The sequence below is a fragment of the Frigidibacter oleivorans genome (genome assembly GCF_003993775.1).
Classification (GTDB): domain Bacteria; phylum Pseudomonadota; class Alphaproteobacteria; order Rhodobacterales; family Rhodobacteraceae; genus Frigidibacter; species Frigidibacter oleivorans.
This window is the reverse complement of the sequence record NZ_RJRZ01000009.1, coordinates 76415-97793: the sequence shown is the minus strand read 5'-3', so window position 1 is coordinate 97793 and position 21379 is coordinate 76415. Positions and strand designations below refer to the sequence as shown.

The following is a 21379-nucleotide window of genomic DNA, read 5'->3' as shown; positions in this document are numbered from 1 at the left end:
GCAGACAGAGACATGGAAACCGAAGCCCTTGCGATGGCGCAGGAGATCGACTTCTCCTTGCTCGCGCTTTTTGCGCGCGCCTCCCTCACCGTGAAGCTTGTGATGCTGATGCTGGTCGGCGCCAGCATCTGGTCCTGGGCGATCATCATCCAGAAGACCATCACCTACCGGATGGCCCGGCGCGAGGCGGGCATCTTCGACCGCGCCTTCTGGTCGGGCGAGCCGCTGGACGAGCTGTTCGAGAAGATCGGCAGCGCCCCCGACGGGGCGAGCGAGAAGGTCTTCGCCGCCGGGATGATGGAATGGCGACGCAGCCACCGCCAGGATGGCGGGCTGATCGCCGGGGCGCAAAGCCGGATCGACCGGGCCATGGATGTGGCCATCGCGCGCGAAAGCGAACACCTGACCTCGGGGCTGGGCGTTCTGGCCACCACCGGGGCGACGGCGCCCTTCATCGGCCTTTTCGGCACGGTCTGGGGCATCAAGACGGCCTTCGAGGAAATCGCCATCAGCCAGGACACCTCGCTGGCCGTGGTGGCGCCGGGCATCGCCGAGGCGCTGCTGGCCACCGGCATCGGGCTTCTGGCCGCGATCCCGGCGGTGATCTTCTACAACAAGCTCAGCGGCGACGCCGAAAAGATCATCTCGGGCTACGAGGCCTTCGCCGACGAATTCTCGACCATCCTGTCGCGCCAGCTGGACGCCTGACCGATGGCGGCGGGCGTGATGAAGAAGTCCGGCGGGGGCGGGCGGCGCGGACGGCGCCGGGGCCGCGCGCAGGCGATGAGCGAGATCAACATCACCCCCTTCGTGGACGTGATGCTGGTGCTGCTGATCATCTTCATGGTGGCGGCGCCGCTGATGACCGTGGGCGTGCCCCTGGAACTGCCGAAGACCGCCGCGCAGGCGGTCCCCGCGCAGCAGGAGGAACCGCTGACCATCTCGATTCAGGCCGATGGCGCCATCGCGATCATGAACACCCCCACGCCCGAGGCGGAACTGGTGCCCAAGCTGCGCGCCATTGCCGCCGAGCGGACGGATACCAAGCTGTTCCTGCGGGCCGACGGCGCGATCCCCTATGAACGGGTGGTGCAGGTGATGGGCGCGCTGAACGCGGGCGGCTTCACCTCGATCGTGCTGGTGACGGATGGCGGCGGGCCGCGCTTTGACGGGGTGCAGGCGGGCGGACAGGCCGCGCCGGGGCAATAGGGGCAGGCGATGGCGAGCCCGGACCGGATCGGCATCACGGCATCGGCGGTCGGACACGGGGCCCTGTTCCTGTGGGCCATCGTCGGCGGCTGGCTGTTTCCGCCCCATGCCAACGAACCGGTCGAGATGACGCAGGTCTCGCTGATGTCGGAGACGGAATTCGCGGCGATCGCGGCCACGGCCGAGGCAGCGGCGAGCCGCGCGCCCGAGCCGGTGCCCGAGGCGCCCGCGGCCCCCGCCGCGCCCGAGATGCCCGAGGCCGAGGAAGCCCCGCCCCAGGCCGAAACCCCGCCGCAGACCGAGACGCCCGAGCCCCCCGCGCCGGAACCCGCGCCCGAGCCGGACCCGGCCCCCGACGTCACCGAACTGACCCCGCCCGTGCCCGAGGTGGCGGACCTGCCGCCGACGCCGCCGGTGCCGCCGGTCGAACAGCCCTCGGCCACGATCCTGAGCGAGATCAGCCCCCGGCCGCGGCCCCGGCCCGCGCCGCGCGTGGCGCCGACCCCCGCCGAGGCGCCGGAACCCGATGCCGAGCTGGCCGAACGCCCGGTCGAGGAGACGCGCCCCGAAGAGGTGCCCGAGCCCGAACCCGTGCCCGAGGAGCCGCAGCAGGAGGCCGCGCCCGAAGAGGCCGCGACCGAGATCGCCACCGAGGCGAACGAAAGCGACGAGCCCGAAAGCTCGGCCCCGCTGGCGAGTTCGCGGCCGCGGTCGCGCCCGGCGCAGCGGCCCGCCGCCCCCGCCGAACCGGCCGAGACGGAAACCGCCGCCGCCGAACCCGCCGCCCCGCGCGAGACCTCGGAGGATGCCGTCGCCGATGCGCTGGCCGAGGCGCTGGCCGCCAACCAGCAGGGCGAGACGCAGGCCGGCACCGGCACCGCCGCCAGCGGCCCGCCGATGACCGCGGGCGAGAAGGATGCGTTGCGCGTGGCGGTTCAGGCCTGCTGGAACACCGGCTCGCTGTCCTCGGACGCGCTGCGGGTGACGGTGACGGTGGGCGTCGACATGGCGCAGGACGGGCGGCCGATCTCGGCCTCGATCCGGATGCTGGGCTATGAGGGCGGGTCGGATGCGGCGGCCAACCAGGCCTATGAGGCGGCTCGCCGCGCCATCATCCGCTGCGGCGCCTCGGGCTATGACCTGCCGCCCGAGAAATACGACCAGTGGGACCAGATCGAGATGGTCTTCAACCCCGAGAACATGAGGATCAAATGACGGAACGAACCTGTCCGGTCCGCCGTTCGGCCCCCGAAGCGGGCGTGACGAGACCCGCATATTCAGCGATGGGCGACACCGCCCGCAAGAGAGGGAAGGCGATGCCCCTGTTCCGGACCCTGACGCTGGCCGCGACGCTGATCGGCGCGGCCCTTGCCCACTCCCTGCCCGCCGCCGCACAGGATCGCGGCCCGCTGCGCATCGAGATCACCGAAGGGGTGATCGAGCCCTTGCCCTATGCGGTCCCGGACTTCGTGGCCGAGACGCCGGCGGCGCAGCAATATGCCACCGACATCGCCCGCGTCGTGGCCAGCGACCTGACCGGCACCGGGCTGTTCCGCGAGATCCCGGCCGGCGCGCATATCAGCCGCGTCACCAGCTTCGACGCGCCCATCGCCTATGCCGACTGGCAGGCGATCAATGCCGAGGCGCTGATCACCGGCGCGGTCAATGTGCAGGGCGACCGGCTGGTGGTGAAGTTCCGGCTGTTCGACGTCTATTCCGGCCAGCCCCTGGGCGAGGGGCTGCAATTCGCCGCCACCACCGGCAGCTGGCGACGGATGGCGCACAAGGTGGCCGACGCCGCCTACAGCCGCATCACCGGCGAGGGCGGCTATTTCGACAGCCGCGTGGTCTTCGTCGCGGAAAGCGGGCCGAAGGACCAGCGTGCCAAGCGGCTGGCGGTGATGGATTACGACGGCGCCAACGTCCAGTACCTGACGGATTCCAGCACCATCGTCCTGGCGCCGCGCTTTTCGCCCGCCGGCGACCGCATCCTCTACACCACATTCGAGACGGGCTTCCCGCGGATCAAGCTGCTGAACGTGGCCAGCGTCCAGGCGCAGTTGCTGCCGGAAACGCCGGGCACGATGACCTTCGCGCCGCGCTTTTCGCCCGATGGCCGTCAGGTCGTTTATTCGCTGGAACAGGGCGGCAATACCGACATCTGGAAGATGGACCTCGGCTCGGGCCAGTCGGTGCGGCTGACCAACACCCCGGCCATCGAGACGGCGCCCTCGTTCAGCCCCGATGGCAGCCGGATCGTGTTCGAATCCGACCGCTCGGGCACGCAGCAGCTGTATGTCATGGGCGCGAATGGCGGCGAGCCGACGCGGATCAGCTTTGGCCAAGGCCGCTATGGCACCCCGGTCTGGTCGCCGCGCGGCGACCTCGTGGCCTTCACCAAGCAGAATGCCGGCCGTTTCCACATCGGGGTGATGCGCACCGATGGCAGCGAGGAGCGGCTGCTCACGGCGTCGTTCCTTGACGAGGGTCCGACCTGGGCGCCGAATGGCCGGGTGCTGATGTTCACCCGCGAAACGGCGGGGGCAGGGGGCGAGCCGCGGCTGTATTCCGTCGACATCTCGGGCCGGAACCTGAAGCCGGTGGCGACGGCCGGCGCGGCCTCGGACCCGGCCTGGTCGCCGCTGCTGCCCTGAGGCGCGGGCGCCCCCCGCGCCCGCCACGTTTCCATCGCCGCGGCGCGATGCTAACCTGATCAACGAATGGCCCGGCTTCCGGCCCGAGGCTCAACCAAGGCGGACAGAGACACATGAAACTGCATTCCTCGGCCCTGCTCCTGATCGGCGCGCTGGCGCTTGCCGCGTGCAACAACCCCGACCGGTTCGGCGCGGGCGGACCGGGCGGTGCCGGTGCGGGCGGCGCCGGCTACGGCCAGGGCGGTGCTAACGATCCGAACTCGCCGGCCTATTTCGCGCAGACCATCGGCGACCGGGTGCTGTTCCAGGTCGACCAGTCGACGATCACGCCCGAGGCGCGGATGATCCTGACCGGTCAGGCGCAATGGCTGAACAGCCATCCCCAGTACACCGCCATCATCGAAGGCCATGCCGACGAACAGGGCACGCGGGAATACAACCTCGCGCTCGGCGCGCGCCGCGCCTCGGCGGTGCAGGAATTCCTGATCAGCCAGGGTGTCGCCGGCGGCCGGCTGCGGACCGTCAGCTATGGCAAGGAACGCCCGCTGGCCGTCTGTTCGGAAGAAAGCTGCTATGCGCAGAACCGCCGCGCCGTCACAGTGATCTCGGTCGGGGCCGGAAGCTGAGGGATCGTCGCATCATGAAACTGAGGGGCATCACCCTGGCGGCGCTGCTGGCGGCGTTGCCCTTCGGGGCGGCGCGGGCCGACACGCTGGCCGACATCCGCAGCGAGCTGTCGCAGCTTGCTACGCAGATCCAGAGCCTGAAGACGGAACTCGTCAGTTCGGGCGCCGGGCTGCAGGCGGCGGGCGGGGCCAGCGCGCTGGACCGGATGAACACGATCGAGGCGGAACTGTCGCGCCTGACCTCGCAGACCGAGGAATTGCAGAACCGCATCGACCGGGTGGTGGCCGATGGCACCAACCGCGTGGGCGATCTGGAATTCCGGCTGTGCGAACTGGAACCGGGCTGCGACATCGGCAACATGCCGATCACCGCGACCCTGGGCGGCGAGGCGGGTGCCACACCCGCCGCGGTCCCGCCGGCCGGCGGCGGGATGACGGGCGGCAGCACGACGACGGGCAACGGCGCCGCGGGCGGCGGAGCGGAACTGGCAATGAGCGAACAGGCGGATTTCGACCGGGCCAAGGAGGTGCTCGGTCAAGGTGACTTTCGCCGCGCCGCTGACCTCTTTGCGGCCTTTACCCAAACCTACACGGGCGGCCCCCTGACCGGCGAGGCGCATTACCTGCGGGGCGAGGCGCTGAGCCAGCTGGGCGAGACGGCCAATGCCGCGCGCGCCTATCTCGACGGCTTCTCGGGCGATCCCTCCGGCCCGCAGGCGCCCGACAACCTGCTGAAGCTGGGCCTCGCGCTCGGCCAGCTGGGCCAGATGCAGGAGGCCTGCGTCACCCTGTCCGAGGTCAATGCCCGCTTCCCGGGGCATATGGCGACGGCCGAGGCGGCCTCGGCCCTCAGCCGGTTCGGCTGCAACTAGGGCAGGCCGGGTGCGCGACCCCCTGTTGTCCACGATCGTCGAAGGTGTCACGCCCGGGCGGTTCGACCGCCTGGGCGTCGCCGTTTCCGGCGGCGGCGATTCCGTCGCGCTGCTGCACCTGCTGGCGGAATGGCGCGATGCGGCGGGCGGCCCGCCGCTGGCCGCCGTCACCGTGGATCACGGGCTGCGGTCCGAAGCCTCGGCCGAGGCCGAGGGCGTGGCACGGCTGTGTCACGGGCTGAAGGTGCCGCACCGGATCCTGCGCTGGCAGGGCTGGGACGGGCGCGGCAACCTTCAGGACCGGGCGCGGCAGGCACGGCAGACGCTGATCTCCGGCTGGGCGCGGGAAGAAGGCCTGCGCGCCGTGGTGCTGGGCCATACCGCCGACGACCAGGCGGAGACCGTGCTCTTGCGGCTGGCGCGCGGGTCGGGCGTGGACGGGCTGGCGGGCATGGCGGCAGAGCGCCGCTCGCACGGGGTGATCTGGCTGCGGCCGATGCTGGGCCTGCGCCGCGCGGCGCTGCGCCAGTGGCTGTCGGCGCATGGCATCGACTGGGTGGACGATCCGTCGAACGACGACCCGCGCTTCGACCGGGTGAAGGCCCGCACCGCCCTGACGGTGCTGGAGCCGCTGGGGCTGGGCGTGGCGGGACTGATCGGCACGGCCGACCGGCTGCGGATGGCGCAGGCGGTGCTGCAGGCGGCAGCGCGCCGGGCCGCGCGCGACATCGCGCGGGTCGAGGCGGGCGGCGTGGTGCTGGCCCCCGGCCTGCGCGATCTGGCCGAGGAGACGCGGCTGCGGCTGATCTCGGCCGCGCTGCGCTGGATCGGGCGCGAACCCTACCGCCCGCGGCTGGCCGCGCTGCGCCGCGCCGTCGAGGCGGCGATGGAGGGGCGCGCGGCGACGCTGGCCGGATGCCTGATCCTGCCCGAGGCGGGCGCGCTGCGGTTGGTGCGCGAACCTGCCGCCGTGGTGGGGCTGACGGCGCCCGCCGATGCCGTCTGGGACGGGCGCTGGCGGATCGAGGGCCCGCCCGCCCCCGGGGCGGAGATCCGCGCGCTCGGCCCCGAGGGGCTGGCCGCCTGCCCGGACTGGCGTGCCGCCGGGCTGCCCCGCGCCGCGCTGCTGGCGACGCCGGCGCTGTGGCAGGGCGACCGACTTCTGTCCGCACCCTTCGCCGGGCAGGGTGCCGGCTGGCGGGCGGTTTCCGCCTGCGGCGACGAGGACGCGTTCGATGCGCTGTTCCTGGATTGAACCCGGGCCGCAAATCCCTATTTTGAAGCGCAAGCGATGCCCTTGCCCCGGAACGGGGTCTGTCCGGTATCCGAATGATGGAGGTTCCCCCCTTGGGCAACGCACGCAACATCGCCTTCTGGGTCGTGCTGTTCCTGTTGATCCTGGCCCTGTTCAACCTGTTCTCCGGTGGGCAGAGCACGATGAACTCGCGGCAGATCAGCTATTCCGATTTCATCCAGCGCGTGGACCGGGGCGAGGTGGCGAGCGTCATCCTTGACGGCGAGCAGGTGATCATCCGCGGCAAGGACGGCCAGCAATACGCGACCGTCAAGCCCGAGGCCGAAGAGATCTCGGACCGGCTGATCGCCAACAATGTCGAGGTGCGGGTCGAGCGGCAGGAGCAGTCGGGCTTCCTGTCGATGCTGTCGCTGTGGCTGCCCTTCCTCTTGCTGATCGGCATCTGGATCTTCTTCATGAACCGGATGCAGGGCGGCGGGCGCGGCGGCGCGATGGGCTTCGGCAAGAGCCGCGCGAAGCTGCTGACCGAAAAGCAGGGCCGCGTCACCTTCGACGATGTGGCCGGCATCGACGAGGCCAAGGAAGAGCTGGAAGAAATCGTCGAATTCCTGCGCAACCCGCAGAAGTTCAGCCGTCTGGGCGGCAAGATCCCCAAGGGCGCGCTGCTGGTCGGCCCGCCCGGCACCGGCAAGACGCTGCTCGCGCGCGCCATCGCGGGCGAGGCGGGCGTGCCCTTCTTCACCATCTCGGGCTCGGACTTCGTGGAAATGTTCGTGGGCGTCGGCGCCAGCCGGGTGCGCGACATGTTCGAACAGGCCAAGAAGAACGCCCCCTGCATCGTCTTCATCGACGAGATCGACGCCGTGGGCCGCAGCCGGGGCGTGGGCTTCGGCGGCGGCAATGACGAACGCGAGCAGACGCTGAACCAGCTGCTGGTCGAGATGGACGGGTTCGAGGCGAACGAGGGGATCATCATCATCGCGGCCACCAACCGCCGCGACGTGCTGGACCCGGCGCTGCTGCGCCCCGGCCGCTTCGACCGGCAGATCCATGTGCCGAACCCCGACATCAAGGGCCGCGAGAAGATCCTGAACGTCCATGCCCGCAAGGTGCCGCTCGGCCCCGACGTGGACCTGCGCCTGATCGCGCGCGGCACGCCCGGCTTTTCCGGCGCCGACCTGATGAACCTCGTCAACGAGGCGGCGCTGATGGCCGCCCGCGTCGGCCGTCGCTTCGTCGCGATGGAGGATTTCGAGAACGCCAAGGACAAGGTGATGATGGGCGTCGAGCGCCGGTCGATGGTGCTGACCGACGAGCAGAAGGAAAAGACCGCCTATCACGAGGCCGGCCACGCCATCGTCGGCATGGCGCTGCCGAAATGCGACCCGGTCTACAAGGCCACGATCATCCCCCGCGGCGGCGCGCTCGGCATGGTGGTCAGCCTGCCGGAACTGGACAAGCTGCAATACCACAAGGATGAGGCCAAGCAGCGCATCGCCATGACCATGGCGGGCAAGGCGGCCGAGATCATCAAGTATGGCGAGGAGGGCGTATCCTCCGGCCCGGTGGGCGACATCCAGCAGGCCAGCCAGCTGGCCCGGGCGATGGTCATGCGCTGGGGCATGTCGGACAAGGTGGGCAACATCGACTATTCCGAGGCGCATGAGGGCTATCAGGGCAATACCGGCGGCTTCTCGGTCTCGGCCCATACCAAGGAGATGATCGAGGAAGAGGTGAAGGCGCTGATCGAGGAAGGCTACCAGCACGCTCGCAAGATCCTGCTCGAACAGCCCGATCAGTTCGAACGTCTGGCCAAGGGCCTGCTGGAATACGAAACCCTGACCGGCGAGGAAATCCGCAAGGTGATCCGCGGTGAACAGCTGGGCGGCGACGATGGCGACGACCTCGGGTCGGGCAACGCGCCGGGCCTGACCGCGATCCCCCGCACCTCCAAGCCGCGCGCGCCGAAGGGCGGCGGGCTGGAACCGGAACCCACCGCCTGAGCCGGGGCATGGCTGACGCCCCGGGCCGCGCCATTGCCGACCCGACCCCGGATGCGGACGACCGCGCCGGCGGGACGGGCCTGCGCCCGGCGCTGGAACTTCTGGCACGGGTGGGGGACCTGCCCGAAGGCGGCGTGGTCGATCTGGGATGCGGCAGCGGTGCGGCGGGTCCGGCGCTCGCCGCCCGCTTTCCCGACCGTGCCCTGACCGGGATCGACCGGTCGGACCGGATGCTGGCGCGGGCGGCCGCCACCGGCGCCTACCGCCGCTGCCTGGCCGAGGGCATCGCCACATGGGACCCGGCCACCGCGCCGGCGCTGATCTTTTCCTGCGCGGCGCTGCACTGGCTGGCCGATCACGACAGGCTGTTCCCGACCCTTGCCGGTCACCTCGCCCCCGGCGGGACGCTGGCGGTGCAGATGCCCCGGCAGGCCGCCGCGCCCTCGCACCGCTTCCTGCGCGAATTCACGCTGGACATGTTCCCCGACCGGACGATTGCCGAACCCGCGCCGGTGCTGGCCCCGATCGACTATCACCGGCTGCTGACGCCACTGGGGCAACTCGACATCTGGGAAACCGAATACCTGCATCGGCTGGACCCCGGGTCCGCCGGCAGCGGCCATCCGGTGCGCCAGTTCCTCGAACCGACGCTGCTGCCGCCCTATGCCGAGGCGCTGGCGCCGGGCGAACTGTCGGCGCTGGTCGCCCGCTATGACGAGGCGCTGGCCGCCGCCTATCCGGTGGAGCCGGACGGGGCGGTCCTGTTCCCCTTCCGCCGGCTGTTCCTGGTCCTCACCCTGCCCGGGCATCCGTTCTGATGCCGGCGCTGAAGGATAGCGGCGTGACCGGCACCGTGTTGTGGCTGGGACGCGTGGCGGACCGCGACGCGGCGCTCGCCTCTGCCGCGGTGGAGGAGATGCGGCTGAGCTTCGCAGGGCCGGAGGGCGAGGCGCATGGCGGGCTGACGCGGCCGTCCTGTTCGCGTGTGCTGGGCCTCTATCCGCGCGGGACCGAGATCCGCAACACGCGGCAGCTGTCTATCGTCTCGCAAGAGGATATGGACGCAATCGCGGGCGCGATGGGCCTGCAACGGCTCGACCCGGCGCTGGTCGGCGCCAGTGTCGTCGTGGGCGGGATCGGCGATTTCAGCCATCTGCCGCCCTCGTCGCGGTTGCAGGCGGCAGGCGGCGCGACGCTGGTGGTGGACATGGAAAACCGCCCTTGCCAGTTGCCTGCCCGGCCTATCGAGACCGCGCATCCGGGGTTCGGCGCGCGGTTCAAATCGGCCGCGAAAGGGCGGCGCGGCATCACGGCCTGGGTGGAGCGGGAAGGCGTGTTGCGGGTGGGCGAGGCGCTGCGGCTGTTCGTCCCGGACCAGCCTGCATGGCGCGGCGGCGGGGGCTAGGCTTTGCCGCGCCTCAGACCAGCATCAGCAGCGCGGACGCGAAGGTCAGGCCCAGGCCGAAGCCGACATTGACGAAGATGGTGGCGGCGCGCATCGGTGTCTCCCTCGTCTGCGGCTGTCGCGGTGGCGATTGCTGTCTCGTCGGGTCAACGCGACAGCGGGCCGGCGGTTCCCCGCCGATGGTCCCCCTATCTGCGCAGGGCCGTGCGGGCTTGAGCCTGCGGGCCGGATGGTGCACCAAGCGCCGAGACGTTGCAGCAAGGGCAGGGCACGCATGACCGACCAGCCGACCGACCTTCCCGCCGATCCGGACAGCCTTGCGACGATGCGCGACCTGCGGGCCGAGATCGACCGTCTGGACGCCGAGATCGTTGCGCTTCTGGCGCGCCGGGCGCGGCTGATCGAGCGGGCCATCGAGCTGAAACCGGGCGAGGGCCTGCCCGCGCGGATCGACTCGCGGGTGGACGAGGTGCTGGCCAAGGTCCGCGCCGCGGCCGAGGCGCGCGGCCTGTCGCCGGCGCTGGCCGAAACCCTGTGGCGCGAGATGATGGAGTTCTTCATCTCGCGCGAGGAAGAGGTTCTGGGCAAGGAGGGACCAGCGCGATGACGGCCGCGATCATCGACGGGAAGGGCTTCGCCGCCGGCCTGCGGGCGCGGATCGCGGGGCAGGTGGCGGCGCTGGCGGCGCGGGGCGTGGTGCCGGGGCTGGCGGTGGTGCTGGTCGGTGCCGACCCGGCGAGCCAGGTCTATGTGCGCAACAAGGGCATCCAGACCCGCGAAGCGGGGATGGCGAGCTTCGAGCATCTCTTGCCCGCCGACACGGCCGAGGCCGATCTGCTGGCGCTGATCGCGCGGCTGAACGCCGATCCGGCGGTGCATGGTATCCTCGTGCAGCTGCCGCTGCCGCCGCAGATGGACGCGGCGCGGGTGATCGGCGCCATCGACCCGGCCAAGGATGTGGACGGGTTCCATGTCACCAATGCGGGGCGGCTGGCGGTGGGGCTGCCGGCGATGGTGCCCTGCACGCCACTGGGCTGCCTGATGCTGCTGAAGGACCGGCTGGGCAGCCTTTCGGGGCTGGAGGCGGTGGTGGTCGGCCGGTCGAACATCGTGGGCAAGCCGATGGCGCAGCTGCTGCTCGCCGCCGATTGCACGGTGACGGTCGCGCACAGCCGCAGTCGCGACCTGGCCGCGATCTGCCGGCGGGCCGACATCCTGGTGGCGGCGGTGGGCCGGCCGGGGATGATCACCGCGGACATGGTGAAGCCCGGGGCGACCGTGATCGACGTGGGCATCAACCGGGTGAAGACCGAGGGCCGCACCCGGCTGGTGGGCGATGTCGATTTCGCCGGCGTGGCACAGGTGGCCGGGGCGATCACCCCGGTGCCGGGCGGCGTCGGGCCGATGACCATCGCCTGCCTGCTGGCCAACACCCTGACCGCCGCCTGCCGCGCCAATGGCCTGCCCCCGCCCGAGGGGATGGCGGTCTAGGCCCCGGCCTCGACCGGGATCATCGTCCCCTGCAGCAGCGCCACCACGCGGCGCGTGCCTTCGGCATCGAGGCTTTCCACCTCGGCCGTCACCACGGTCAGCCGCCGGCCGGCGCGGGCGACGCGGCCCGTGGCCACCAGGCCCGTGCCGGCGGCCGGGCGCAGCAGGTTGATCTTCATCTCGACGGTCATCACCTCCGCGCCCTCGGGCATCGTCGTCAGCGCGGCATAGCCGGCCGCCGTGTCGCCCAGCGTGAAGGCGACCCCGGCATGGCCGAACCCTTGCTGCTGCCCGAGCGACGGCACCAGATCGAGCGACAGGACGCAAAGCCCCGCCTCCACCCGGTCGAGCCGCGCGCCCAGCGTGCGCAGGAAGGCCTGCCGCCCGAAACTCGCGGCGATCCGCCCCGCCTGTCCATTGCCGTCCCCGGTCATGCCCGGCCCCCCTTCCATGGTCGCGGGCAAGGCTACAGGCCGGGCAGCGCGCCGCCCAAGGTGCCGTTGCGTCACGGGCTGCGTTATGGGGGCCGTCAGCGGCGCGGCAGCGGCAGGCAGATCGCCCGCGGCCCGGTCAGCACCGCCCGCGCCCCCGGCGCCATCAGCCCCGCCAGCGCCGGGTCGGTCCAGCCGAGCCCGCCGGTATAGGTGCCGAAGGCCGGCATCACCACCCGCGCGCCGTCGATCAGGAAACAGGGCCGCGACAGCGCCTGCCCCTTCACCACCAGCCGCGCCTTGGGATGGTAGTGACCGGACACCTCGCCCGACACCGGGCCCGCCGCCCCCGCCGCCGCGATATGGTGGAAGGCCAGCGGGCCATGCTGCCATTCGGCCCGGTGCTCGCCCCCCACCGCCACCGGGCCGGGATCGTGATTGCCCTCGATCCAGATCCAGCGCCGCCCCGCCATCATCCGCGCCAGCCACAGCGCCGCCGCCTCGGGCAGGTCCGCGGCGGCCAGATCGTCGAAACTGTCGCCGAGGCAGATCACCGCCTCGGGTTCCAGCGCCGCCAGTTCGGCGTCGAGCCGGGCCAGCGTGTCTTCCACCTCATAGGGCGGCAGCAGCGCGCCGCCGCGCCGGGCGATGCGCTCGGATTTTCCCAGATGCAGGTCGGACACGCAGAGAAGCCGCATTTCGGGCCACCAGAGCGTGCCCGCCGCCCGCGCCGACAGCCGTGCCCCGGCAAGGTCGAAGTCGACGGCCTCGCTCATTCCAGCCCCGCCGCGGCCATCAGCCGGGCCGCCTCTTCCGCCAGCAGCCGTTCGCGCCCCGCGCCCTGCACCGGCACCCGGCCCTGTTCCAGAAACAGCGGCGCGGCCAGCGGCGGCAGCCGCGACAGCCGGCGCGTCCGCACCCGTCCGCCGATGCGGGCCAGCATCTCCTCGATCCGGCCAAAATCGACCAGCCCGCGCATCGCCTCGTCGCGGGTGATGCGCAGCATCAGGTGGCCGGGGTCGTGCCGGCGCAGCGTGTCATAGAGGATATCGGTGGAAAAGGTCGCCTGCCGCCCGGTCTTGCGCTGGCCCGGCAGGTTCCGCTCGATCAGGCCCGCGATCTGCGCCACGGCGCGGAAGCTGCGCTTCATCACCGCATTGCCGGCCAGCCAGCCGTCGAGCCCCGCGCGCAGGGCTTCGGCATCGAACAGCGGCGCGGCCTCGGTCACCGGGTCGAGGCCCCAGATCAGCGCGGCATAGTCATTGGCGACGAAGCCCAAGGGATGCAGCCCGTCCTCTTCCATCCGCTTGGTCAGCAACAGGCCCAGCGTCTGCATCGCGTTGCGGCCGGCAAAGCCCCAGACGCAGAGATGTTCGCGCCCCTCGAAGGGGAAACTCTCCACCAGCAGCCGGTCGCGGGCCGGCATCTCGCTGACCTCGGCCTGCAGGCGCAGCCAGTCGCGGATCGGCCCCGGCAGATCGCCCGCGCCCTGCCCGTTCAGGATGGCGAGGATCCGGTCGGAGAGCTGCGTTGAAGTGGCGAACTTGGTGCCGTTGAACACGGCCACCTTCGGCTCGCGCCCCGGGTCGCGCGTCACCTCGACCACCATCTCGCGCAGCCCGTCGAAGCGCACCACCTCGCCCCCCATCAGGAAGGTGTCGCCGGGGGTGAGGCTGGCGGCGAAGCCCTCTTCCACCTCGCCGAGCGGCGTGCCGACCGGCCCGTTGCGGCGGCCCTTCATGCGGACCTTCAGCACCTCGATGTCGATGATGGTGCCGAGGTTCATGCGGATCGCCCGCGCCGTGCGCGGGTCGCGCAGCTGCCACAGGCCGTCCCGTTCCATCAGCCGCCGCCAGCGGTCATAGGCACGCAGCGCATAGCCGCCTGTGGCGCAGAATTCGAGGCAAGCGTCGAAATCGGCCCGCGCCAGACCGGCATAGGGGCCCGCCGTCGCCACCTCGTCATACAGCGCATCCGCCGGGAACGGGCCGGCGCAGGCGGTGGCGAGGATATGCTGGCACAGCACGTCGAGCGGCCCCGGACCGCGCGGATCGCCGTCCAGATCGCGGGCGCGGACCGCCTGCAACGCTGCCACGCATTCCACCACCTCGAAGCGGTTGGCGGGCACCAGCAGCGCCTTGGAGGGCGCGTTGTAGCGGTGGTTCGCCCGGCCGATCCGCTGCACCAGCCGCTTGACGTTCTTCGGCGCGCCGACCTGCAGCACCAGATCGACATCGCCCCAGTCGATCCCGAGGTCGAGCGATCCGGTGCAGACCACCGCCCGCAGCGCCCCGGCCGCCATCGCCGCCTCGACCCGTTCGCGGGCCTCGCGCGACAGGCTGCCGTGATGGATGCCGATGGGCAGGTCGTCGTCATTGGCGAGCCACAGCGCGTGGAAGAACAGCTCTGCCTGTGCGCGGGTGTTGTGGAAGACCAGCGTGGTGCGGTGGCGGCCGATCTCGCGCAGGACCTCGGGGATCGCGTGGCGCCCGCCGCCGCCGGACCAGGGCGGCGGGGTTTCGGTGTCCAGCATGGCGATGTCGGGTTCCGGCCCGGGATCGGCATGCAGGATCGCGCAAGGTTCCGGCGCCTTCGCCAGAAACCGCGCCAGCGCCGGCGGATCCTCGACCGTGGCCGACAGCCCCACCCGGCGCAGGCCGGGCGACAGCCGCGACAGCCGGGCGAGGTTCAGCATCAGCTGGTCGCCCCGCCGCGATTCCGCCAGCGCGTGAATTTCATCCACGATCACCCGCCGCAGCCCGGCAAAGACCCGCGGCGCATCCTCGTAGGACAGCAGCAGGGCCAGGCTTTCGGGCGTGGTCAGCAGGATATGCGGCGGGTCGGCGCGCTGCGCCTTGCGCCGGGTGGCGGTGGTGTCGCCGGTGCGGTCCTCGACCCGGATCGGCAGGCCCATCTCGGTCACCGGCGCGGTCAGGTTGCGGCGGATATCGGCGGCCAGCGCTTTCAGCGGCGAGATATAGAGCGTGTGCAGCCCCGGCCGGGGATCGGCGGCAAGGTCGATCAGCGTGGGCAGGAAGCCCGCCAGCGTCTTGCCGCCGCCGGTGGGCGCGACCAGCAGCAGGGCCGGGGCGTCCGCCCCTGCCGCCATCGCCGCCTGATGCGGGTGCAGCGTCCAGCCGCGGGCGGCGAACCAGCCGGAAAAGGGCGGGGGCAGGGTGAACATGCGGTGAACATAGCCGCTGCCACGCCCCCCGCAAGGCCCCCTCGGACGGTCAGTTCGCGCTCAGTGCGCCGTCAGTGCGCGACCTCGCCATCCTCGACGAACATGTTGGCCCAGGCCCGGTCGATCAGCGCCGGCGTCATCTGGTAGGGAATGCCCTCGAAGTCGCAGATGGCGATGATCTGGTCCAGCAGGAAGACCGGCTGGTAGTTGGCATAGACATTGCCGATGGTCGGATACTTCACCTTCAGCAGGTGGATCAGCGAGGCCTCGTCCAGCGGCACCTTCTTCTTGCGGGCGACCAGCGCGAAGATCTTCAGGAAGTTCTCCTGGCTCGGGCCGTCGATCTTGATCTTGAAGAAGATCCGCCGCAGCGCCGCCTTGTCGAAGATGCTGTTCGGGTGGAAGTTGGTCGAGAAGATCACCAGCGTGTCGAAGGGCACCTCGAACTTTTCGCCCGATTGCAGGGCGAGGATGTCCTTCGCCTCTTCCAGCGGCACGATCCAGCGGTTGACCAGCTTTTGCGGCGGTTCCGCCTGACGGCCGAGGTCGTCGACGATGAAGACCCCGCCCGTCGATTTCAGCTGCAGCGGCGCGGTATAGGTCCGTGCGGTGGGGTTGTAGGTCAGGTCCAGCATGTCCAGCGACAATTCGCCCCCGGTGATGACCGTCGGCCGCTCGCACAGGACATAACGCCCGTCGAACCGGCCCGTCCCGCGGCGCAGGCTGCGCGGATCGTCCACCATCGCCTCGGCCGCGCTGTGCACGATCGGGTCATAGACGGTGATGACCTGCCCGGAATATTCGATGGCGCGGGGCACATAGATCCGGTCGCCGAGCGCGTCGCGGATCCCGTTCGAGATCGAGGATTTGCCGTTGCCGGGCGGGCCGTACATCAGGATCGACCGGCCCGACCCCACGGCAGGGCCCAGCTGGTCCAGCAGCGTCGGCGGCAGGATCAGGTGGCCCATCGCCCGGGTCAGCTGGTCGCGGGTCATCACGATGTCGCGGATCGACTGCCGGCGCACCTGCGCCCGATAGGCGTCCAGCGGCACCGGCATCGCGCCGAAATATTCCGACTGGCTCAGCGCGTCCAGCGCCCGGGCCTTGCCGGCATCGGTCAGCTGATAGCCCATCTCGTTGCCGCTGGTCGCGTGCAGGGTGCCCGTCGCCTCGACCAGCCGCTGGCCGCGGGCGAGGTCGACCAGTTCCTGCGCCACGCCGATCGGCAGGCAGCAAATGCGGGCGATGTCCGACACGAGGTCGATGTTCATCCGGAAGATCGTCTTCAGCAGGATGTCCCGCATCATCACCATCGACAGCCCGGTGTCGGCCATGCTGCGCGGCGCGGGCGGCGGCTCGACCCGGGTCCGGGCGGCGGGATCGCCCGCGACGGGTGCAGAGGGGGTAGGGGCCTGAAGGGTCATGGGGTCGTCCGGTCTGCGCAACTGCTGCCGCCATCCTGCCGAGGATTGCGGCAGGGGTAAGGCCGCGGCGGGGCAGGGTCCGGGGCTCTCGCCGCCGCCCCATCATCTGTTCGGAAATATCCTCGGGGGGTGAATTGGCCGGCACGGCCAAGAGGGGGGCAGACAGCCCCCCTGCTACCGCCCCTCCCCGCGCCGCCGCTTCCGGCAGGCGGGGCTTGCGGCTATGCTGGCGGCAACGGGGCCGGGAAGGCCCGGAAGATGCGGGGGCGGGCGATGCGGGCGATGGGGACGGGGCGGCTGGCGGCCGTGCTGCTGGCGGGCGTGGCGGCACTGGCGGGGCTGGCGCTGTCGCCGGGGGCGCTGACGATCAGCCTGCACGAGGGCGATGCGCTGCATCTGGCCGAGATCGCGCTGCGCATGGCGCGGGGCGAGGTGCCGCATCGGGATTTCATGACGCCGCTCGGGGCGCTGTCGGCGGGGCCGGTGGCGCTGTGGATGGCCGCCGGGGCGGGCTTCGGCATCAGCTTCCTGCTGGCGCAGGTCGCGGTGTCGCTGCTGCTGCTGCCCGCCGCCGCCCGGGCCGGGGCCAGCCGGCTGCCGGGACCGCTGGCGCTGGCCTTCGGCGCGGTGGTCATGGTGCTGGTGCTGGCGCTGGTCCATGGCGGCGGCGATGGCGGTGTGTCGATCTCGATGCATTACAACCGCTGGGGCTGGGCGCTGGCCTTCGTGGCGATCCTGCTAGCGGTGCTGCCGGCGCGGGCGGGCTGTCGGGCGCCGGTGCTGGACGGCGCCATCGCCGGGCTGTGCATGGCGGCGCTGGCGCTGCTGAAGGCGACCTATCTGGCGGCCTTCCTGATCCCGGTGGTGCTGGGCTTCGCGCTGCGGCGTGAATGGCGCGCGATCCTGGCGGGGCTGCTGGCCGGGCTGCTGGTGGCGGGGGCCGTGACGGCGGTCTGGGGCATCGGCTTCTGGCCTGCCTATCTGCACGACCTGCTGGCGGTGGCGCGGTCGGCGACGCGGTCGCAGCCGGGCGCGGATGCGGCCGCGATCCTCGCCGCGCCGCAATGGCTGCTGGCCGGGCTGGCGACGGTGGCGGGGGTGATCCTGCTGCGCCGGTCGGGGCGGGGGGACGAGGGGCTGCTGTTGCTGCTGCTGTTCCCCGGCTTCGTCTACGTGACCTGGCAGAACTGGGGCAACGATCCGCAATGGGTCTGGCTGGTGGCGGTCCTTCTGGCGGCGTTGCGGCCGGCCGCGGGGGACGCCCGTGCCGGGCTGGGGGGGCTGGCGGTGGCGCTGCTGGCCTATGGCTCGCCCTCGCTGCTGAACCTCGCCTACAGCGTGCCGCGGCAGCGGGCGCTGGCGGCCGAGGCGACGGCGCTGGTCCCCGACGGGCCGCTTGCCGATCTGCGGCTGGCCGGAACTCGCAGCCTGCGGCCGAACATGCTGACGCCGGTGGCATTGCCGGGGGTGCCCCCGTCGGACACTCCCCCGCTGCAGATCGCGGGCGAGGCCCTGCCCGACTGCCAGATCCAGGACGGCACCGTCGGCTGGTGGCGGGCGGTGGCGGGCGATCTGGTGACGCGGGGCCATGCCGGGGCCGGGGTCTTCGCCGTCGATGTGCTGTCCCCCCTCGGCCTGTTCGGCTTTCGCCCGCTGCGGGGCGGGGCGCCCTGGTCCTATGGCGGGCTCGACGGGCTGGAGGATGCCGATCTGGTGCTGGTGCCGCTCTGTCCCCGTTCGCCCGAGACGCGGGCGGCCATCGTCGCGGCGCTGGCGGCGGCGGACACGCCGCTGCGCGAGGTCGGGCGCAGCCCGCTTTACATCCTGTTCAGCACCGCGCCGTAAAGCCCGGGCCAGCCGGTGAGCACCAGATAGGCGACAAGCGTGCCGGCGATGGCGAGGCCCATGGGAAAGTCCGGGCGCCGCCAGCTTTCCCAATCCGGGGCGAGGCGGCGGACGGCGGGGATCGCGCGCAGGGCGCGGTGGGTGACGAAGGCGCCCAGCAGGAAGGCCGAGAAGATCGGCAGGATCATCGGCGCGTGGGCGGGGGCGACGAAGGGCGCGGCGGCGGCGGCGAATTTCACGTCGCCCGCGCCCACCCCCGCCGCCAGATGCAGGAACAGGCCCGCCGCGAAGACCACGACCAGGTTCAGCCAGCGCCAGGCCCAGATCTCGGGCGGCAGCGCGGCGAGGCCCGCGACGGCGAAGATCGCCACCAGCGCCCATCCGGCGCGATTGCGGATCTTCATGTATTTCAGGTCGGTCCAGCAGACCCACAGCGCCACCGGCGCCACCGCCAGCAGGAACAGCCGCGCGGCCCCCGCCGGCGACAGGCCGAGGAGCGAGCCGTCCACGATCAGCCCCGGATCACCGCGCCGCCTTCGAGCGCGGCCAGCGCGCGGGCCGCCTCCTCGAAATGCTGGGGATGGGTGTCCACCGCCTCGCGCAACAGACCCTTGCCGATGGTCACGTCGCCCTGCTTGATCGCCGCCAGCGCCGCCGTGTACAGCAGCATCGCCCGTTCGGTCTGGGTCATCTGCACGATGGGCAGGTCATAGTCCCGCTGGCCCGCCCGTGCCATGACAAGGTTGTTCTTGGCAGTGAACAGGCCGGGTTCGTAGGTCAGCGCCTCGGCGAACAGCTTTTCGGCGCCGCGATAGTCCTTGCGGTTGAGCTTGGAGAAGCCCCAGTTGTTCAGCACGCCCGCCGGTTTCGTCGTCAGCCCGGCGGCGGTGTCGTAGAAGGCGTCGGCCTTCTTCCAGTCCTTGTTGTAGTCGGCCACCATCGCTTCCAGCCGGTAGCGTTCGTAGGTCTCGTGCGTCGGCGGGATGCGGTTCAGTTCCGCCTGCGCCCGGCCCCATTCGCCCGCCCGCACCAGCGCATCGGCATAATCCACGCGATCCTCGGCGGTGGCCTCGGGGCGGGCGACGATGCCGGCCCAGACGGTGACGGCCTCGGTGCTCTGGCCCGCGCGGACCAGCGACTTGGCCAGACCGCGCTGCAGGTCGATGCGGTCGGGCTTTTCCGCGGTGGCGCGGCGGAAGTAGCTGACCGACTCTGCCGGGTCGCCCACGGTCAGCATGATGTCGTTGAGGTTCGTCTCGTCGATGACGTTGACGTTGTCGATGGCGCGCTGGACCTCGGCATCCGAAGTTCCGCCGCACGCCGACAGCAGCGGCGCCATGCCGAGGCACAGCGACAGCAACATGGGGTGGCGCATTTTGCGTCCTTTACAGCTCGGCCTCGGGCGGCGGGCCGAGCAGCAGGTATTCGCCATACCCCCGGCGCACCAGTTTGTAGTCGGTCGTTTCTTTGTTCTCAGTATACGCCGGATTTTCGATCCGCGCGAGGGCGAGCCGCAGATTTTCGCGGATCTGGTCGGAATTGCCATTGTCCAGCGCATAGGCCGTCTGGAAGACCCGACTGGCCTCGGCCGGCTCGCCCTGTTCCATCAGCACGACGCCGAGGTTGTTCCAGGCGGGCACGAAGCGGTCGTCCATGTCCAGCGCGCGGCGCAGCATCTGTTCCGCCTGACCCAGCCGTCCGAGCCGCAGGTCGGCCGATCCGATGGCCGACATCACGTCGGCGGTCGGCCCCTGTTCGGCGGCGGCCCGGTAATAGGCCCGCAGTGCAAGCTCGTATTCGCCGGCCTCCATCAGCCGGTGGCCGACGGTCAGCCCGTCGACCGCCTCGCCCCGGTCCACGCCGGTGGGGGCCGTCGGGTCGGTGGCGGCGATGCGGCCGCCCGACAGGCCGGAGGGAAGGCAGCCCGGCAGCACGGCGACCGCCAGAAGCGGGATCAGCAGGGCCGCGCGGGCAGGGCTCATTCCGTCACTTGCCGTTCATGTCTCCGAGCAGCTGTATGATAGAGTAAACCGAAGGCCCCACAAGGATCATCAGCAGCGGCGGCACGGTGAACAGCATCGTGCCCAGCGTCATCTTGGTGGGCAGCTTGTTGGCCAGTTCCTCGGCCCGCATCACCCGCTTGTCGCGCATGTCGCCGGCATAGACCCGCAGCGCATCGGCGATCGAGGTGCCGAATTGCTGCGACTGGATCATCACCGTCACGAAGGACGAGATGTCGGGCACCCCCGCGCGTTCGGCAAAGCCGCGCAGCACCGTGGGCTTGTCCTTGCCGGCCTTCACCTCGTAGGCGACGATCTCGAATTCCTCGGCCAGCGCGGGAAAGCCCGCCTGCAGTTCCTTCGCCACCCGGATGATGCCCTGGTCCAGCGACTGCCCGGCTTCGACGCAGACCAGCAGCATGTCGAGCGCGTCGGGAAAGCCGTTCTGCATTTCCTTCTGGCGGGCGTCCACGCGCTTGTCGATCCAGTATTTCGGCAGGTAGTAGCCCACCACCCCCGGCAGCAGCGTGTAGAGCAGCATCTGCTGCATCCCGACCTCGCCGGTCGCGGACGAGATCAGCGCATAGAGCGTGCCCAGCACCAGCAGGCCCAGTCCGAGCGCGAACTGGATGGCGTGGAAGGTGCGCACCGCCGTCTTGCCGCGATAGCCCGCGCGCATCATCTTCAGCCGGGCCGAGGACATTTCCTCGGCATCCTGCGGTTCGAGGAAGCCTGCGAATTTCTCCAGCTTGTCGGCCTTGCCGGGGCGCAGGGCGCGGCTGCGGCCCTCGGTGGCGGGGCCGCGCAGGCTGCCGGGGGCCAGGCCCGCCGTCTCGCGCAGCTTCACCAGCGGGTCGGGCTTGCGCTTCAGCATCACGGGCAGCATGGCCAGCACCATCAGCAGCCCGACGCAGCCCAGCAGGATGGGCATGGCGAGCGGGCCGAGCGATGCGGTCAGTCCGGAGAGTAATTCCATCAGA

21 protein-coding genes are annotated in these 21379 nt (G+C 71.0%); 13 read left to right on the top strand and 8 right to left on the bottom strand.

Features of this window, described 5'->3' with window-relative positions:
• Positions 1–12 precede the first annotated feature (12 nt).
• From tolQ to folD, 12 genes are all read left to right on the top strand, one after another.
• Positions 13–708 carry a protein TolQ gene (gene tolQ / locus EEY80_RS12460; RefSeq protein WP_126976899.1) on the top strand — a complete coding sequence of 232 codons (696 nt, stop codon included), beginning with the start codon at positions 13–15 and terminating at the stop codon, positions 706–708.
• A gap of 3 nt (positions 709–711) precedes the next feature.
• The gene (gene tolR, locus EEY80_RS12455; protein ID WP_126976898.1) at positions 712–1209 is read left to right on the top strand and encodes a protein TolR; all 498 of its coding nucleotides are present in this window, start codon (positions 712–714) and stop codon (positions 1207–1209) included.
• 9 nt (positions 1210–1218) lie between these two features.
• Positions 1219–2424, top strand: a complete 1206-nt coding sequence (locus EEY80_RS12450) for a hypothetical protein (RefSeq protein ID WP_126976897.1) — start codon at positions 1219–1221, stop codon at positions 2422–2424.
• 101 nt (positions 2425–2525) lie between these two features.
• Entirely contained in the window at positions 2526–3863 is a 1338-nt protein-coding gene (gene tolB / locus EEY80_RS12445; protein WP_126976896.1) for a Tol-Pal system beta propeller repeat protein TolB, read from the top strand.
• Between the two features lie 113 nt (positions 3864–3976).
• A complete protein-coding gene (gene pal / locus EEY80_RS12440; RefSeq protein ID WP_126976895.1) occupies positions 3977–4489 on the top strand; it encodes a peptidoglycan-associated lipoprotein Pal in 513 nt (170 codons plus the stop codon).
• A gap of 20 nt (positions 4490–4509) precedes the next feature.
• Positions 4510–5361, top strand: coding sequence for a tol-pal system protein YbgF (gene ybgF, locus EEY80_RS12435; RefSeq protein ID WP_205749111.1), 852 nt, complete (start codon positions 4510–4512; stop codon positions 5359–5361).
• Between the two features lie 10 nt (positions 5362–5371).
• The gene (gene tilS, locus EEY80_RS12430; RefSeq protein ID WP_235829830.1) at positions 5372–6616 is read left to right on the top strand and encodes a tRNA lysidine(34) synthetase TilS; all 1245 of its coding nucleotides are present in this window, start codon (positions 5372–5374) and stop codon (positions 6614–6616) included.
• Positions 6617–6708: 92 nt separating this feature from the next.
• Positions 6709–8619: an ATP-dependent zinc metalloprotease FtsH gene (ftsH, locus tag EEY80_RS12425; protein ID WP_126976951.1), complete on the top strand. Its 1911-nt coding sequence runs from the start codon at positions 6709–6711 to the stop codon at positions 8617–8619.
• A gap of 8 nt (positions 8620–8627) precedes the next feature.
• Entirely contained in the window at positions 8628–9437 is an 810-nt protein-coding gene (locus EEY80_RS12420) for a methyltransferase domain-containing protein (protein WP_126976892.1), read from the top strand.
• The gene (locus EEY80_RS12415; RefSeq protein WP_126976891.1) at positions 9437–10024 is read left to right on the top strand and encodes an MOSC domain-containing protein; all 588 of its coding nucleotides are present in this window, start codon (positions 9437–9439) and stop codon (positions 10022–10024) included. Before EEY80_RS12420 ends, EEY80_RS12415 begins: the two co-directional genes overlap by 1 nt.
• 274 nt (positions 10025–10298) lie before the next feature.
• A complete protein-coding gene (locus EEY80_RS12410; protein ID WP_235829829.1) occupies positions 10299–10631 on the top strand; it encodes a chorismate mutase in 333 nt (110 codons plus the stop codon).
• On the top strand, positions 10628–11515 hold the full coding sequence (folD, locus tag EEY80_RS12405; protein WP_126976890.1) for a bifunctional methylenetetrahydrofolate dehydrogenase/methenyltetrahydrofolate cyclohydrolase FolD: 888 nt from the start codon (positions 10628–10630) through the stop codon (positions 11513–11515). Before EEY80_RS12410 ends, folD begins: the two co-directional genes overlap by 4 nt.
• Here folD and EEY80_RS12400 read toward each other — a convergent pair.
• From EEY80_RS12400 to EEY80_RS12385, 4 genes are all read right to left on the bottom strand, one after another.
• Positions 11512–11949 (bottom strand): PaaI family thioesterase, encoded by a 438-nt coding sequence (locus tag EEY80_RS12400; protein ID WP_126976889.1) that lies wholly within the window; start codon positions 11947–11949, stop codon positions 11512–11514. The two genes, folD and EEY80_RS12400, sit on opposite strands and share 4 nt — an antisense overlap.
• Positions 11950–12044: 95 nt before the next feature.
• Complete coding sequence (gene pdeM, locus EEY80_RS12395) at positions 12045–12722, bottom strand: ligase-associated DNA damage response endonuclease PdeM (RefSeq protein WP_126976888.1); 678 nt, start codon at positions 12720–12722, stop codon at positions 12045–12047.
• Positions 12719–15130 (bottom strand): ligase-associated DNA damage response DEXH box helicase, encoded by a 2412-nt coding sequence (locus EEY80_RS12390; RefSeq protein WP_126976887.1) that lies wholly within the window; start codon positions 15128–15130, stop codon positions 12719–12721. The genes pdeM and EEY80_RS12390 overlap by 4 nt, the downstream gene beginning before the upstream one ends.
• 71 nt (positions 15131–15201) lie before the next feature.
• Entirely contained in the window at positions 15202–16464 is a 1263-nt protein-coding gene (locus EEY80_RS12385) for a P-loop NTPase family protein (protein ID WP_126976949.1), read from the bottom strand.
• A 348-nt stretch (positions 16465–16812) separates the two neighbouring features.
• Between EEY80_RS12385 and EEY80_RS12380 the strand changes: the two genes are divergently transcribed.
• Positions 16813–18399 carry a hypothetical protein gene (locus tag EEY80_RS12380; RefSeq protein WP_205749107.1) on the top strand — a complete coding sequence of 529 codons (1587 nt, stop codon included), beginning with the start codon at positions 16813–16815 and terminating at the stop codon, positions 18397–18399.
• Here the strand turns inward: EEY80_RS12380 and EEY80_RS12375 are convergent.
• From EEY80_RS12375 to EEY80_RS12360, 4 genes are read right to left on the bottom strand one after another with little or no spacing between them, the layout of a single operon-like run.
• Positions 18372–18908: a prepilin peptidase gene (locus EEY80_RS12375; RefSeq protein WP_126976885.1), complete on the bottom strand. Its 537-nt coding sequence runs from the start codon at positions 18906–18908 to the stop codon at positions 18372–18374. The two genes, EEY80_RS12380 and EEY80_RS12375, sit on opposite strands and share 28 nt — an antisense overlap.
• A 2-nt stretch (positions 18909–18910) precedes the next feature.
• A complete protein-coding gene (locus EEY80_RS12370; RefSeq protein ID WP_126976884.1) occupies positions 18911–19774 on the bottom strand; it encodes a tetratricopeptide repeat protein in 864 nt (287 codons plus the stop codon).
• A gap of 10 nt (positions 19775–19784) precedes the next feature.
• Complete coding sequence (locus EEY80_RS12365) at positions 19785–20381, bottom strand: tetratricopeptide repeat protein (protein WP_126976883.1); 597 nt, start codon at positions 20379–20381, stop codon at positions 19785–19787.
• A gap of 4 nt (positions 20382–20385) precedes the next feature.
• The gene (locus EEY80_RS12360; RefSeq protein WP_126976882.1) at positions 20386–21375 is read right to left on the bottom strand and encodes a type II secretion system F family protein; all 990 of its coding nucleotides are present in this window, start codon (positions 21373–21375) and stop codon (positions 20386–20388) included.
• Between the last annotated feature and the right edge of the window lie 4 nt (positions 21376–21379).